The following is a 14007-nucleotide window of genomic DNA, read 5'->3' on the forward strand; positions in this document are numbered from 1 at the left end:
CGCCGCGCGCGCGTAGAGTAACGGGGATGGAGGGACGCGCGATGGATCACCGCCGGGAAATCCGATTCCTGCTGAACGGCGATGAGGTTCGGCTGGCCGAGGTCGGCGCCGAGGACATGGCGCTGGATTTCCTGCGCCTTCAGCGCCGTCTGACCGGCACCAAGGAAGGCTGTGCCGAGGGCGATTGCGGGGCCTGCACGGTGCTGGTGGGGCGGCTGACCGGGGGCGGGCTGGTCTATGAGCCGGTCAATGCCTGCATCCGCCCGCTGGCCACGCTGGATGGCTGCCATGTGGTGACGATCGAGCATCTGGCGGGGCCGGGCGGGGCCTTGCATCCGGTTCAGGCGGCGATGGTGGCCCATCACGGCAGCCAATGCGGTTTCTGCACGCCGGGGATCGTGATGGCGCTGGTCGCGCTATGGCTCTCGACGCCCGCGCCGGGGCGCGCGGCGGTCGAGGAGGCGCTTCAGGGCAATCTGTGCCGCTGCACGGGCTATGCGCCGATCCTGCGCGCGGCCGAGGCGATGGGCGGGTTCGGGGACCGTGCGGCCGATCCGCTGGTGACTGGGCAGGGCACTGTGGCGGCGCGGCTGGCCGGGCTGCGCGACGGGCGGCGGGTCGAGGTGGCGCGCGGGGAAAGCCGGGCGATCCTGCCTGCGGATGTGGAGGATTTCGCGGCGCTTCTGGTCGCGATGCCCGAGGCGGTCGTGGTGGCGGGGGCGACCGATGTGGGGCTGTGGGTGACCAAGGGGCTGAGGCGCATTTCGCCTGCGATCTTTGTCGGCCATCTCGACGCGCTGCGCCGGGTCGAGACGCGCGAGGGCGCGCTGCATATCGGCGCGGGCGCCAGCTATGCCGAGGCGCAGGGTCCGCTGGTCGCGGCCTTTCCGCATCTGGCGGGCTACTGGTCGCGGATCGGCGGGCCGCAGGTGCGCGCGGCGGGCACGATCGGGGGCAATATCGCGAACGGCTCGCCCATCGGCGACACGCCGCCCGCCTTGATCGCGCTGGGGGCCGAGGTTGTGCTGCGCCGGGGCGATGCGCGGCGGGTGCTGCCGCTGGAGGCGTTCTTTCTGGACTATGGCCGGCAGGACCGCGCGCCGGGCGAGTTCGTCGAAACCCTGCGCATCCCGCTTTCGGGGCCGGGCACGCACCATGCCGCTTACAAGATCTCGAAACGCCGGGACGAGGATATATCGACCCTTGCCGCCGCCTTTGCCGTGACGGTCGAGGGCGGGATCGTGAGGGCGGCGCGGATTGCCTTTGGCGGCATGGCCGGGGTGCCGAAGCGCGCCGCCCATGCCGAGGCGGCGCTGGTGGGGCGACCGTGGTGCGAGGCCGCGCTGGTCGCGGCGGCGGCGGACCTGCCGCGCGATTTCACGCCGCTGACCGATTGGCGCGGCACGGCCGACTACCGGATGAAGGTCGCGCAGAACCTGTTCCGGCGGTTCTGGCTTGAGCAGGGCGAGGCCCGGACCGGAGGCGCGGCATGAAGGGGGATGCGGCCATCAGCGGCGCGGTCCATCGCGACCGGCCGCACGACTCGGCGGAAAAGCATGTCACCGGCCGGGCCGATTATACCGACGACATCCCCGAACCACTTGGCACGCTGCATGCCTGTCTGGGGCTGGCAGAGGTGGCGCATGGGCGGCTGATCGGTCTTGACCTGTCGGCGGTCCTGGCCGCGCCGGGCGTCGTCGGGGTTCTGACGGCTGCCGACATTCCGGGACGGAACGATATCAGCCCGAACGGCACCGGCGATGATCCGGTCTTTCCCGTCGAGACCGTCGCCTTTCACGGCCAGCCGCTGTTTGCCGTGATCGCCGAAACCCGCGAGGCGGCGCGGCGGGCGGCGGTGCTGGCGCGGGCGCAGATCGACCCCCTGCCGCATGCCATCACCATCGAACAGGCGCTGGCGGCGGGCTATCCCGACGTGACCGCGCCGCTGGTGCTGGAACGCGGCGCGGTCGGCCCGGCGCTGGCAGCCGCACCGCACCGGATCACCGGCCGGATGACGGTCGGCGGACAGGACCACATGTATCTGGAGGGCCAGATCGCCTTTGCCATTCCGGGCGAGGATGACGAGGTCACGGTCCATGCCTCGACCCAGCACCCGACCGAGGTGCAGCAGATGGTGGCGCAGGTTCTCGGCATCCCCGCCAATGCGGTGGTGGTGAATGTGCGGCGGATGGGCGGGGGGTTCGGCGGCAAGGAAACGCAGATGAACCTGTTCTGCGTGATCGCGGTCCTTGCGGCGAAACGCTGGAACCGGCCCGTGAAGATCCGCCCCGACCGCGATCAGGACATGATCGCGACGGGCAAGCGGCATGATGTGGTGATTGACTACGATCTGGGCTTTGACGCGGATGGCGTGATCCATGGCGTGGACGCGACCATTGCCGCGCGCTGCGGGTTTTCGGCGGATCTGTCCGGGCCGGTGACGGATCGCGCGCTGTTTCATGCCGACAATGCCTATTTCTATCCGGCGGTGCGGCTGCGCTCGCGTCCGATCCGGACCAACACCGTCTCGAACACCGCCTTTCGCGGGTTTGGCGGGCCGCAGGGGATGATCGCGGCGGAACGCATGATCGAGGAAATCGCCTATGCGCTGGGCCGCGATCCGCTGGAGATCCGAAAGGCGAATTTCTATCGCGAGGGGCGCGATCTGACGCCCTATCACCAGCGGGTCGAGGACATGATTCTGCCCCGGCTGGTCGCAGAACTTGAGGACAGCGCCGAATACGCCGCCCGCAGGGAAGCGGTGCTGGCGCATAACGCGCAAGGGGGGATCATCCGCAGGGGCATCGCGCTGACGCCGGTCAAGTTCGGTATCTCCTTCACCGCGACCTGGTACAATCAGGCGGGTGCCTTGATCCATGTCTACAAGGACGGTTCGATCCATCTGAACCATGGCGGGACCGAGATGGGGCAGGGGCTGAACACCAAGGTCGCGCAGGTGGTCGCCGACGCCTTTCAGGTCGATATCGAGCGGATCCGGATCACGAAGACCACGACCGAAAAGGTGCCGAACACATCCGCCACCGCCGCCTCGTCGGGATCGGATCTGAACGCGATGGCGGCGCTTGATGCCGCCGAGCAGATCAAGGCGCGGTTGGTGGCCTTTGCTGCGGAAAGCCGCGGCGTCGATCCGGCGGATGTGGTGTTCGCGCCCAACGAGGTACGCATCGGGGCCGCGGCGGTGCCCTTCGACCGGCTGGTGCACGACGCCTATATGGCGCGCATCCATCTGTCGGCGGCGGGGTTCTACCGGACGCCCGACATCCATTGGGACCGGGCGGCGGGCAAGGGGCGGCCGTTCTACTATTTCGCCTATGGCGCCTCCTGTTCCGAGGTGTCCATCGACACGCTGACCGGGGAATATCGGGTCGAGCGGGTGGATATCCTGCATGATGCGGGCCGCTCGCTGAATCCCGCGCTCGATCTGGGGCAGGTCGAGGGCGGGTTCGTGCAGGGGATGGGCTGGCTGACCACCGAGGAATTGTGGTGGGACGATCACGGGCGGCTGCGCACGCATGCGCCCTCGACCTACAAGATCCCGCTGGCGTCCGACATTCCGCGCGTCTTCAACGTGCGGCTGGCCGACTGGTCCGAGAATCGCGAGATGACGATCAAGCGGTCCAAGGCGGTGGGCGAGCCGCCCTTCATGCTGGCGATCTCGGTGCTTGAGGCGCTGTCGATGGCGGTGGCAAGCGTGGCGGATTATCGCGAATGTCCGCGGCTGGACGCGCCCGCGACGCCTGAACGGGTGCTGATGGCCGTCGAGCGGTTGCGCGGTGGCTGAGGTCGCGGGCTTCCTGTCGGCCCATCCGGACGCGGTCCTGGTGCGGCTGGAGGGGGTGCAGGGTTCGGCCCCGCGCGAGGCGGGGGCCTGGATGCTGGTGGCGGCGGGGGCCTGTTTCGGCATGATCGGCGGCGGGCGGCTGGAATTCGACGCGATAGCGGCGGCACGGGCGATGCTGGACGGGGGGGCGTCCGAGGTGCGGCTGCGGATGGTTCTTGGCCCGGACAGCGGGCAATGCTGCGGCGGGCGGGTCGGTCTTGTGCTGCGGCGGCTGGACCCCGCGGCCCGGGCGGCTCTTCTGCGCGAAGAGGAGGCCGGGCAGGATGCCCGACCGCAGGTGCTGATCCTGGGCGCGGGGCATGTGGGCCGGGCGCTGGCGGGGTTGACGGCGCAGATGCCGGTGCGGACCCTGCTGATCGACAGCCGCGCCGAGCAGATCGCGCAGGCGCCAGCGGGTGTCGAGGCGCGGCTGACCCCGCTGCCCGAGGCCGAGATTCGCGCGGCCCCACCCGGCGCGGCCCATGTCGTGCTGACCCACGATCACGGGCTCGATTTCCTGCTGGTGGCCGAGGCGCTGGCGCGGGGCGACGCGGCCTATGTCGGGATGATCGGCTCGGCCACCAAGCGCGCGCGGCTCTTGCGGTTCCTGGCCGAAAGGGACGTTCCGCCCGCGGGCCTGACCTGCCCCATCGGCGCGGCCGGGGCGGGCGACAAGCGGCCAGCGGTGATCGCGGCCTTCGTTCTGGCCGAAATCATGGCGGCGCTGGGTGCGCGGGCGGCACAGGCCGCTTGCATCGCGGCGGATATCTGATAGTTTCACTCAACATTGACGGCCGCGCGAACGGCCCGCGATCCAGCGACGCCGGAACGGTTGCGTTTCCCGGCCAGCCAGGCAGCATTCCGAGACAGACGAAACGGAAAGGGAGCCTCCGATGGAAGCGGGCGAAAACGTGACTCCGGACAGGATCAGGGCCGTCCGGGCCGAGAAATCCACCATGCGCAGCCGCGATCTGGCCGACAGCCTGGGCGTGGCCGAGGCGCAGGTTCTGGCCGCGCAATGCGGCGCAGGCGTGACCCGGATCGCGGCGCATCCCGACGGGCTGATGCCGCGCATGCCCGGATTCGGCGAAGCGATGGCGCTGACCCGGAACGAAAGCGCGGTGATCGAGAAGACAGGCGCCTATGGCGATTACACCCCGGGCGACCATGCCGCGATGGTGCTGAGCCCCTCCATCGACCTGCGCATCTTTCCCCGCCACTGGGTCCATGGCTTCGCGGTCGAGGAGCAGAAGGGCGGCAAGATCCGCCGTTCGATCCAGATCTTCGACGCTGCGGGCGATGCGGTCCACAAGATCTATCTGGCCGAGGACGGGATCGAGGCCGAATGGGCGGCGCTGCTGGATGCCCTGCGGCTGGACGATCAGTCCGAAAGCCTGCGCGTTGCGCCGCGCGAGCCGCTGGAACCTGCGAAATCCGACCCCGCCAAGGCCGGGCGGCTGCGCGAGGAATGGGACCGGCTGACCGACACGCATCAATTCCTGCAAATGGTGCGCAAGCTCAAGATGAACCGGCTGGGCGCCTATCGCATCGCGGGTGCGCCTTATGTGCGGCCGCTGGATCCGGCCGGGATGAGCAGGCTGCTTGACGGGCTGGCGGAGCGCGCCCTGCCCTTCATGCTGTTCGTCGGCAACCAGGGCTGCATCGAGATCCATGGCGGCCCGGCGGCGAATATCAAGCCGACGGGGCCATGGCTGAACATCCTCGATCCCGATTTCAACCTGCATCTGCGCGGCGATCATGTGGCCGAGCTTTGGGCCGTGACCAAGCCGACCAAGCGCGGCCCCGCCGTCTCGGTCGAGGCGTTCGATGCGCAGGGCGCGCTGATCCTGCAAGCCTTTGGCATGCGGCAGGGCGAGGTCGATCACACGCCCGGCTGGGACGATCTGGTGGCCACGCTGCCCGGTCTGGGTGCCGAGGTGCCCGCATGATCCGCGCGCTGGCCCTGATCGCGGTGCTGGCGGGCGCGCTGCCTGCCGTAGCGTCCGACCGGATCGTGTCGGTCGGCGGCGCGGTCACCGAAATCGTCCATGCGCTGGGCGAGGGGCACCGGCTGGTCGGGCGCGACACGACCTCGACCTATCCGCAGGCGGTGCGCGATCTGCCCGGTGTGGGCTATGCCCGCCGCCTGTCGCCCGAGGGGCTGTTGTCGGTGAACCCCGATCTGATCCTCGCCGAACAGGGCGCAGGCCCGCCCGAGACGGTCGATCTGCTGCGCACCGCCGCGATTCCCTTTGTCACGATCCCCGACGGGCATGACCGCGCCGCGGTGCTGGCCAAGATCGAGGCGGTGGCCGCGGCACTTGGCGTGCCCGACAAGGGCGCTGCGCTGGCCGCAGAGGTGGGCGCCGCGCTGGATGCGGCCGCCGCCGAGGCCGCCGGGGGGGCAGGGCCGAAGGTCATGTTCGTGATGTCGGTGCAGGGCGGGCGGGTGCTGGCGGCGGGGCGGAACACGGCTGCGGACGGCATCATCCGGCTGGCGGGCGGCGAGAACGCGATCAGCGAATTCGAGGCCTACAAGCCGCTGACCGACGAGGCGGTGACACTCGCCGCGCCCGAGGTGATCCTGATGATGGCGCGCGAAGGTGCCGCGGACGGGGCCGATCAGGTGCTGGACCATCCCGCGATCCGCACGACGCCTGCGGGCCGGGCGCGGGCGCTGGTGCGGATGGACGGGCTGTTCCTGCTGGGTTTCGGCCCGCGCACGGCGGACGCGGTGCGCGAGCTGTCGGCCGCGCTGGCCCGGGCGGGGAGCTGATCCGATGGTCGCGATCAGCCCCGACAGCGCCCCGACCGTGCAGGGCTGGGACCGCGGCACACAGGCCCGCCGGGTCACGCTGCTGCTGGTCGTGGCGCTGGGGGTGGTGTCGGTCTTCAGCCTGACCGTGGGGGCGGCGGGCACTTCGCCCTGGGCGGTGCTGGCCGACATGATCGCGGGGCGCGAGGTGGCGCTGGCCGACCGGGTCGTGCTGTTCGAAATCCGCCTGCCGCGGCTGGTGCTGGGTGCGCTGGTGGGCGCCGCGCTGGCGGTGTCGGGGGCGGTGATGCAGGGGCTGTTCCGCAATCCGCTGGCCGATCCGGGGCTGGTCGGGGTCAGCGCGGGAGCGGGGCTTGGGGCGATCACGGCGATCGTGCTGGGTGGGCTGCTGCCTGCCGGGCTGGCGGCGGCGCTGGGCTATTACGCGGTGCCGGTGGCGGCCTTTCTGGGCGGTTGGGCGGCGACGCTGGTGCTTTACGGGATCGCCACGCGGCGCGGGCGGACCTCGGTTGCGACGATGCTGTTGGGGGGGATTGCGCTGGGGGCGCTGACGGGGGCCTTGTCGGGCATCCTGGTCTACATGGCCGACGATGCGCAGTTGCGCGACCTGACCTTCTGGGGGCTTGGCTCGCTGGCGGGGGCCACCTGGGCCAAGCTGGCCGCGGCCGCGCCGCTGATGGTGCTGGCGCTGGTCGCCGCGCCGATGCTGGCGCGCGGGCTGAACGGGCTGGCGCTGGGCGAGGCGGCGGCGTTCCATATCGGCATCCCGGTGCAGCGGCTGAAGGCGGTGGCGATCCTGACCGTGGCGGGGGCCACGGGGGCGGCGGTGGCGGTGTCGGGCGGGATCGGCTTTGTGGGCATCGTGGTGCCGCATCTGCTGCGCCTCGCGACGGGGCCGGATCATCGCTATCTGCTGGTCAATTCCGCGCTGCTGGGTGCGGCGCTGCTGATCCTGGCGGATGTCATCAGCCGCATCGTGATCGCGCCCGCGGAACTGCCCATCGGCATCGTCACGGCGGTTCTGGGCGGGCCGTTCTTCCTGTGGATCCTGCTGCGCAAGCGCGGCGTTCTGGACCTGTAGGCGGATGCTGGAGGCACGGGGCATCACCGTTCGCCTGGGCCGCCGCGCGGTCCTGTGCGGCGTGGATTTCGAGGCAAGGGCAGGGCATCTGACCGCCATCGTCGGCCCGAACGGATCGGGCAAGACGACACTTCTGCGGGCGCTTACGGGCGATCTCTCCCATGGTGGGCGGGTCCGGTTGAATGGCCAGGACATCGCCGATCTTCGCCCCTGGGCGCTCGCAGGCTTGCGGGGCGTGCTGCCGCAGGCGACGCCCATGGCCTTTCCCTTCACGGCGGCCGAGGTGGTGCGGCTGGGCCTGACGGGCGGGGTCGAGGCGGGCGCGGCGGGGCTGGTGCCGCAGGCGCTGGCGCGGGTCGGGCTGGCCGGGTTCGAGGGGCGCTATTACCAGGAATTGTCGGGCGGCGAGCAGCAGCGCGTGCAACTGGCCCGCGTGCTGGCGCAGATCTGGGAGCCGGTGGCGCATGGTGCGCCGCGCTGGCTGTTTCTGGACGAGCCGGTGTCCAGTCTGGATATCGGGCATCAGTTGCAGGTGATGGGCATCGCGCGCGACTTTGCCGACCGGGGCGGCGGGGTGGTGGCGGTGATGCATGATCTGAACCTGACAGCGATGTTCGCCGACCGCGTGGCGCTGATTTCCGAGGGGCGCGTGCTGGGGTTGGGGCAGCCCGGCGCGGTGCTGCGCAACGATCTGCTGAGCACGGCCTATCGCTGCCCGATCCGGGTGAACACCCCGCCCGCGCGCGGCACCTATCTGCTGCCGCATGCCGCGGGGCGGGTGGCGGCGGAATAGCTGCGCGCCCCCTTTTCAATGCTGACTGTTTCTGTCAGGAAATGGGGGCGCAGGCTGCCCCAGAGCGGGCGGAGAGGACAGGAGCGAGTGGATGGAACATGCGATGGCACAGGCAGAGCAACCCCGCGGGACAGCCGAGGGGCGAGAGGGCGGCGCAGCCAAGGCGCCCGAACATGACGCGCGGCGGCTGACGGCGGGCGGGCCCAGCGCGGTGATCCGGCTGAACGGGATGGACTACCAGTTGCGGATCACGCGGGCGGGCAAGCTGATCCTGACCAAATAGGCCCGGCCCCGAAACGCGAAACGCCGCGCGGGGTGCCCTGCGCGGCGTTTGCCGTTCCTGAATGTGGCGCGCGATCACTCCTTGCGGCGCTCGGTGATCTGAAGATCGGCGTCGAGTTTCATGTCGTATTGCCCGTCGGCGCAGAACACATCGTCAAGTTCATAGCCGCCATCGTCCTCTGCCTCGATATCCGAGGGGTCCATCTCGCATTGCATGTCGGCCAGCATGGCCATGATCTGCGCGACGACCTCGGCGGGCACCTCGTCATCGGCCATGGCAAGACCGGGGGTCAGGATCAGCGCGGCGATCGCGATCAGCTTCTTCATCGGTTCCGTTCCTTTCCGTCAGCGAATGGCGATCTGGACGCGCTGGTTGTCACTGGTGGTTCCGGGGATGCGCAGCTCGTAGGTGCCGGGCTTGATCGCGATGAAGGACAGCCGGACCTGCCCCGCGGCGTCGAACTCGATGCTGTCGAGTGCCATGGCGCGGATCTCGATATCGTTGATGACGACCTCGTTGATCCAGATTGCGCGGAAGAATTCCGGGCCGACCAACGCCAGTTCCGCAGACCCGTCGGCCGTCATGTTCAGGACGTAATAGGCGCCCGATTGCAGTTCCACGGGTTGTTCGCCGGCAAAAAGCGGCTGGCCAGAGGCCAGCGTCAGTTCGACCGGCTCGCCGCGGTTGCAGCGCGCCAGAAGCCCGGCAAAGCCCAGATCGTCGCAAAGCGGCGCCGCCAGCACGGGGCCGCCCGTCAGGCCCAGCGCCAGGGCAAAGGCAAGTTTCTTCATGGTGTTCCTCCCTTTCATTCCGTTCCTGTCCCTTGTGCGTCAGTCCGGCGCGACCACCACGCCCCAAGGCTGCTGGCCGACCTGAACCGACTTGATGACCTCCTCTCGGGCGACGTCGATGATCGAGACATCGTTCGAATTGCCGTTGGTGGTGATCAGGAATTTCTCGTCCGGCGTGAAGGCAAGCTGCCAGACCCGCTGCCCGACCAGCAGATACTTGATGACCTCGTCGGTTGCGCCGTCGATCACGGCAACGCGGTTCGACGGCCCCAGCGCGACAAACACGCGGCTGCCATCCGCCGTGACCTTGACGCCCACGGGTTGCAGCCATTCGGGCTGAACGCCGGGCACCTCGAAGGTGATCTTCTTGGTGATCGAGGGTTCTTCGGCGGTCATGTCGATCACGCTGACGGTGCCGCCGATCTCGGCGCTGACGTATAGCTTGGTGCCGTCCTGACGGAACTCGGCATAGCGGGGGCGCTGGTCGACCAGCACGTTATGGGTGATCTGATAGGTCTCGGCGTCGATGAAATGCGCCATGTTGGTGGTTTCGGAGGTGTTGATGACCGTGCGGGCATCGGGGCTGATCGCCATGCCTTCGGGCTCGATGCCCACGGGGATCTCGGCCAGCACCTGCCGGGTCTTCACATCGACCACGGTCACCATGTTGTCGTCCTCGTTGGCAATGAAAAGCGGGTTGCCGGACGGGTGCAGGACGAACAGTTCGGGGTCGGGGCCGGAGGGCAGGCTAGGCAGCTCCTCGAAGGTATTGGGGTCGAACACCCGCACGAGGTTGTCATCCGAGGCGCAGACGTAAAGTTCGCTGCCATCGGGGGCGATGGTGATGCCGCGCGGGCGGTTGCCGGCGGGAAACTCGGCGATCACCTCCCAGGTGGTGCTGTCCAGCACGGTCACGGTATTGCCGCGCTCGTTCGAGACGAAGACCTTGTTGGCAAGCGCGGGCGTGGCGGCAATGGCAAGGGCGGCGGCGGTGGCCAGAAGGGTGGAGCGGATCATCGGATACCTCATTCGAAAGCGGTGCAGGCGGATTCGGGTTCGTCGAGCCCGAGGCTGTCGAGAAGCGTGCGCTGGTGCAGGAAACCGTCCTGCGGCGAGACGCTGACCGTCATCCGGCCATTGGTCAGAAGGATCGGCTGGCGCATCTGGCCGTTCCATTTCCGGAAGGTCACGGGTTCCCCCTTGAAGGCGGCCAGCGTGAACTCGTCGCCCAGCGCATAGGCGCGTAGCTCGCCCGGATCGGCCGAGCCGGTGCGGGTGACCGCCTCGCCTATCACGCGCAGGGCAAGCCAGGTCTGGTAATCCTCGTCGCGCATCGGCCTGTTCGCGAGCTTTTCGAACCGGGTATTGAGCTGCGTCGCGCCCCAGGATTCATGCGTCGGCGCCCAGGTGACCGGCACCAGCCCGGCCGAGCCCGCGACGGGCGCGGCCTCCCATGTGTTGTAGGGCAGGTATTCGGCGAAATAGTCGGTGGCATCGGCGGCCAGCACAACGTCATGGCGCGGCGTGTTCTGCATGAAGACGGGCAATTGGCGCTGGACCAGAACATGCCCCGAATCCGACACCCGCGAGCCGCCCGTATCGGTGAATTCGCGCTCGCCCACGATCCTGGCGCCGAATTTCCGGGCCGAGGCGCGATAGGCATCGGCCAGCGCCACGTCTTCGGGGTTTGATCCATGCACGAGGAACAGGTTGGTCCATTTCTTCCAGACCAGGAACTGCGTGACCGCATCGGCGCGCATCGCATCGGATGGCGCGACATGCAGCAGGTTCGCGCGGCACTCCTCGCTGCGCAGGCTGCGGGCGCCCGAGCGGGAATTGAACAGCAGCGCATCCCCGGGCGCGGCATCGGCCATCGCCAGCAACTCGGCCTCGCGCGCAAGGATGACGAACAGCCGGTAGCCTTCGTCCGTCAGACGCTGGAACTCGGCCAGCGCGTCCTCGGGCGTGGTGGCCACGGTGACCGTCTCGTGGGTCTGGCCCATGAAGCGGCCGGTCGTGGCATTGTCTTCGGTCCCGAGCGTGGCACCGGCAAAGCCGCGATCCTCGGTCGGCAGGTCAAGCCGCGACAGGGGAAGGAGAGAGGGGTAATCGACCCGGATGACCGCCGTCCGAACCTCTTGTGCCGCGGCAGGGAGTGTCGCCAGCGACGCAAGGGCCGCGCCCATAAGCGCGGCGCGCGCCCGCAGGCGCAAGTTGAACAGGCTGGACCAGAACCCGTTTTCGGCAGCCATGGCCGATCTCCCCCCTCTGCTTCTCCCGTCTTCCGGGCTAGCACGCCGGCGCGCGCCGTTCCTCCCAAATCTTGCCGGGAAGATCCGGCAATCCCCTTGCCGATCCTTCCCGCTGGCGTGGCATCGCCAATCGACCTTGGCGCAGGAAACGCTAGAATGGTTCGCAAAGGGAGGAAACAGCGATGTTCGACCGGCTGCATCTTCGCTGGCAGGTGATCCTGTGTGTGGCTGGTCTTCAGGCCGTGGCGCTGGCGCTGGCGGGCTGGGTGATGCTGGAGAATGCCCGCAACGCCATCCGGGTCGAGATGACGTCCGCCGAATCGGCGGCGCGCGCGCAGGTGATCGCGGCCGTGGGAACGGCGATGCGCGAGCTTCCGCCCGAGCGGGTTCCGGCGGTGCTGTCTGAACAACTGGTGGAACCGCGCCATGTGCGGCTGGCGCTGTTCGATGCCCGCACCGGCCCGCTGCCCGTCCTGTCCGGCAGCCGCGAGGCCGAGATCGCCGCCGCGCCCGCGTGGTTCGCCGCGCTGGTGACACCGCCCCAGCGCGAAACGCGGCTGTCGATCGTGAAGAACGGGCGCGATTACGGTTTCGTCTCGCTGACCACGGCGCCGCAGGACGAGATCGCCGAGATCTGGGCGGATGCCGTGGCGCTGTTTGCGACGCTGGGCGCGGCGCTTCTGGCGACTGCGCTGGTGGTGGCGGCGGTGATCGGGCGGGGATTGCGGCCGCTGGGCACGATCAATCGCGGTCTGGCGGCGTTGCAGGCGGGCGATCTGACAACGCGCATCGCAGGCGTGCGCGGCGCCGATTTCGCGCCCATCGTGGGCGGGTTCAACGCGCTGTCGCAGGGGCTGGAGACCAGCGAGGCGGCGCGCGCGGCGCTGGCGCGCAAGATCGTCGAACTGGGCGATGCGGAACGCCGCGCCATCGCGATGGAACTGCATGACGAGTTCGGCCCTTGCCTGTTCGGGCTCAAGGTCAAGGCGGGCGCCATCCTGCGCGCGGCCGAACGGTCGGGCGATGCCACGCTCAGGCGCGATGCCGGAACGGTCGGCTCGATCGTCGATCAGATCCAGGCGGCGAATACCCGGCTTCTGACCACCTTGCGGCCCATGACCATCGGCCAGTTGCCGCTGGTCGAGGCGCTGGAGGACATGATCGCGGGCTTTCGCAGCACCCATTCCGGCGTCCAGTGGGAGGTCAGCCTGCCCCGGTCGGTGCCCGGCACCGAGGAGATCGTCGATCTGACCGTCTATCGTGTGGTGCAGGAGGGCGTGACCAACGCGCTGCGCCATGGCAATCCCGGCCGGGTCCGGATCGCCATGGCGGTGATGCCGGACGAGATCGCGCTGGGGATCGAGGATAATGGCGCGGGGCTGGGGGCAGGGCTGATCGAGGGGCGCGGGCTGACCGCGATGCGCGACCGGGTCTATGCGCTGGGCGGCGCGCTGGTGCTGGGCCCGCGGCCGGGGGGCGGTACGCGGCTGAGCGCGCGCCTGCCGCTGACAGGTGCCCGGACCCGCCGCCCCGAGATGGAGGCCCTGTCGTGAAGACCGCGCTGATCGTCGACGATCATCCCGTGACGCATATCGGCTGCGGCCAGTTGCTGCGTGATCTGGGCTACGAAGACGTGTTCGAGGCGCTGACCGACCGCGACGCCTATCGCCTGGCCGAGGCGCATCGCCCCGGCCTGATCGTGCTGGATCTGGGCATGCCGGGCGTGGGCGGGCTGAACATGATCGGCCCGCTGGCCGCCCGGGCGCCCGGCGCGCAAATCCTAGTCTTCACGATGAACGAGCAGACCGTCTTTGCGGTCAAGGCGCTGGAGGCGGGCGCAGGCGGCTATCTGTCCAAGAACTCGGCGCCCGAGGATTTCATGCAGGCCGTGCGCACGCTGGAGCGGGGCGAGATGTACCTGAGCCACAAGGTCGCGGTGTCGGTCGCCTCGATGAAGATCGGCGGCAAGGCCGATCCGCTTTCCGCGCTGAGCGAGCGCGAACATCAGGTGCTGCGCCTGATCGGGCAGGGCGAGGATTTGCAGTCGATCGCCGATGCGCTTTGCATCAGCTACAAGACCGCGGCGAACACCAGTTCCACGCTGAAACGCAAGCTCGGCGCGCGCAACACCACCGAGTTGGTGCGGCTGGCCATCGAAACGGGGCTGTCCTGACGCGATTTTGGGCGATT

The 14007-nt window shown here is 69.1% G+C and carries 14 protein-coding genes; 10 read left to right on the top strand and 4 right to left on the bottom strand.

The genetic code is table 11. The features are described 5' to 3' along the window. Positions 1 to 41 precede the first annotated feature (41 nt). The 8 genes from xdhA (at position 42) to hemP (ending at position 8774) form a co-directional block, all read left to right on the top strand. Positions 42 to 1493: a xanthine dehydrogenase small subunit gene (xdhA, locus tag GH815_RS13415; RefSeq protein ID WP_153749281.1), complete on the top strand. Its 1452-nt coding sequence runs from the start codon at positions 42 to 44 to the stop codon at positions 1491 to 1493. Continuing rightward, positions 1490 to 3802, top strand: coding sequence for a xanthine dehydrogenase molybdopterin binding subunit (gene xdhB, locus GH815_RS13420; RefSeq protein WP_153749282.1), 2313 nt, complete (start codon positions 1490 to 1492; stop codon positions 3800 to 3802). Before xdhA ends, xdhB begins: the two co-directional genes overlap by 4 nt. Next, the gene (gene xdhC / locus GH815_RS13425; RefSeq protein WP_343030872.1) at positions 3795 to 4613 is read left to right on the top strand and encodes a xanthine dehydrogenase accessory protein XdhC; all 819 of its coding nucleotides are present in this window, start codon (positions 3795 to 3797) and stop codon (positions 4611 to 4613) included. The genes xdhB and xdhC overlap by 8 nt, the downstream gene beginning before the upstream one ends. A 121-nt stretch (positions 4614 to 4734) precedes the next feature. Then, entirely contained in the window at positions 4735 to 5790 is a 1056-nt protein-coding gene (locus GH815_RS13430) for a hemin-degrading factor (protein ID WP_153749283.1), read from the top strand. Then, entirely contained in the window at positions 5787 to 6617 is an 831-nt protein-coding gene (locus GH815_RS13435) for a heme/hemin ABC transporter substrate-binding protein (RefSeq protein WP_153749284.1), read from the top strand. The genes GH815_RS13430 and GH815_RS13435 overlap by 4 nt, the downstream gene beginning before the upstream one ends. Before the next feature lie 4 nt (positions 6618 to 6621). Next, positions 6622 to 7698, top strand: coding sequence for a FecCD family ABC transporter permease (locus GH815_RS13440; protein WP_153749285.1), 1077 nt, complete (start codon positions 6622 to 6624; stop codon positions 7696 to 7698). A gap of 4 nt (positions 7699 to 7702) precedes the next feature. Further along, positions 7703 to 8491: a heme ABC transporter ATP-binding protein gene (locus GH815_RS13445; protein WP_153749286.1), complete on the top strand. Its 789-nt coding sequence runs from the start codon at positions 7703 to 7705 to the stop codon at positions 8489 to 8491. Positions 8492 to 8582: 91 nt separating this feature from the next. Further along, entirely contained in the window at positions 8583 to 8774 is a 192-nt protein-coding gene (hemP, locus tag GH815_RS13450; protein WP_246176430.1) for a hemin uptake protein HemP, read from the top strand. Between the two features lie 74 nt (positions 8775 to 8848). On the opposite strand, the gene GH815_RS13455 is transcribed toward hemP, so the two are convergent. The 4 genes from GH815_RS13455 to GH815_RS13470 form a co-directional block, all read right to left on the bottom strand. Further along, entirely contained in the window at positions 8849 to 9049 is a 201-nt protein-coding gene (locus GH815_RS13455; RefSeq protein WP_407072184.1) for a PepSY domain-containing protein, read from the bottom strand. 69 nt (positions 9050 to 9118) lie between these two features. Continuing rightward, a complete protein-coding gene (locus GH815_RS13460) occupies positions 9119 to 9565 on the bottom strand; it encodes a cupredoxin domain-containing protein (protein ID WP_153749288.1) in 447 nt (148 codons plus the stop codon). A 39-nt stretch (positions 9566 to 9604) separates the two neighbouring features. Further along, positions 9605 to 10582, bottom strand: coding sequence for a YVTN family beta-propeller repeat protein (locus tag GH815_RS13465; RefSeq protein WP_153749289.1), 978 nt, complete (start codon positions 10580 to 10582; stop codon positions 9605 to 9607). 8 nt (positions 10583 to 10590) lie between these two features. After that, on the bottom strand, positions 10591 to 11817 hold the full coding sequence (locus GH815_RS13470; protein ID WP_407072183.1) for an ABC transporter substrate-binding protein: 1227 nt from the start codon (positions 11815 to 11817) through the stop codon (positions 10591 to 10593). Between the two features lie 182 nt (positions 11818 to 11999). Here GH815_RS13470 and GH815_RS13475 point away from each other — a divergent pair, with 182 nt between their 5' ends. Both GH815_RS13475 and GH815_RS13480 read left to right on the top strand, forming a co-directional pair. After that, entirely contained in the window at positions 12000 to 13370 is a 1371-nt protein-coding gene (locus tag GH815_RS13475; RefSeq protein WP_153749290.1) for an ATP-binding protein, read from the top strand. Beyond that, positions 13367 to 13990 carry a response regulator gene (locus GH815_RS13480; RefSeq protein ID WP_153749291.1) on the top strand — a complete coding sequence of 208 codons (624 nt, stop codon included), beginning with the start codon at positions 13367 to 13369 and terminating at the stop codon, positions 13988 to 13990. The genes GH815_RS13475 and GH815_RS13480 overlap by 4 nt, the downstream gene beginning before the upstream one ends. The last annotated feature ends 17 nt before the right edge of the window (positions 13991 to 14007 follow it).

The sequence above is a fragment of the Rhodovulum strictum genome (assembly GCF_009649175.1).
GTDB lineage: Bacteria > Pseudomonadota > Alphaproteobacteria > Rhodobacterales > Rhodobacteraceae > Rhodovulum > Rhodovulum strictum.

What these genes read in the sequence shown, in the direction of transcription:
- xdhA (WP_153749281.1), top strand. Translation starts at nt 42, where the DNA reads ATGGATCACCGCCGGGAAATCCGATTCCTGCTGAACGGCGATGAGGTT.
- xdhB (WP_153749282.1), top strand. Translation starts at nt 1,490, where the DNA reads ATGAAGGGGGATGCGGCCATCAGCGGCGCGGTCCATCGCGACCGGCCG.
- GH815_RS13430 (WP_153749283.1), top strand. Translation starts at nt 4,735, where the DNA reads ATGGAAGCGGGCGAAAACGTGACTCCGGACAGGATCAGGGCCGTCCGG.
- GH815_RS13435 (WP_153749284.1), top strand. Translation starts at nt 5,787, where the DNA reads ATGATCCGCGCGCTGGCCCTGATCGCGGTGCTGGCGGGCGCGCTGCCT.
- GH815_RS13440 (WP_153749285.1), top strand. Translation starts at nt 6,622, where the DNA reads ATGGTCGCGATCAGCCCCGACAGCGCCCCGACCGTGCAGGGCTGGGAC.
- GH815_RS13445 (WP_153749286.1), top strand. Translation starts at nt 7,703, where the DNA reads ATGCTGGAGGCACGGGGCATCACCGTTCGCCTGGGCCGCCGCGCGGTC.
- hemP (WP_246176430.1), top strand. Translation starts at nt 8,583, where the DNA reads ATGGAACATGCGATGGCACAGGCAGAGCAACCCCGCGGGACAGCCGAG.
- GH815_RS13455 (WP_407072184.1), bottom strand. Translation starts at nt 9,049, where the DNA reads ATGGCCGATGACGAGGTGCCCGCCGAGGTCGTCGCGCAGATCATGGCC.
- GH815_RS13460 (WP_153749288.1), bottom strand. Translation starts at nt 9,565, where the DNA reads ATGAAGAAACTTGCCTTTGCCCTGGCGCTGGGCCTGACGGGCGGCCCC.
- GH815_RS13465 (WP_153749289.1), bottom strand. Translation starts at nt 10,582, where the DNA reads ATGATCCGCTCCACCCTTCTGGCCACCGCCGCCGCCCTTGCCATTGCC.
- GH815_RS13470 (WP_407072183.1), bottom strand. Translation starts at nt 11,817, where the DNA reads ATGGCTGCCGAAAACGGGTTCTGGTCCAGCCTGTTCAACTTGCGCCTG.
- GH815_RS13475 (WP_153749290.1), top strand. Translation starts at nt 12,000, where the DNA reads ATGTTCGACCGGCTGCATCTTCGCTGGCAGGTGATCCTGTGTGTGGCT.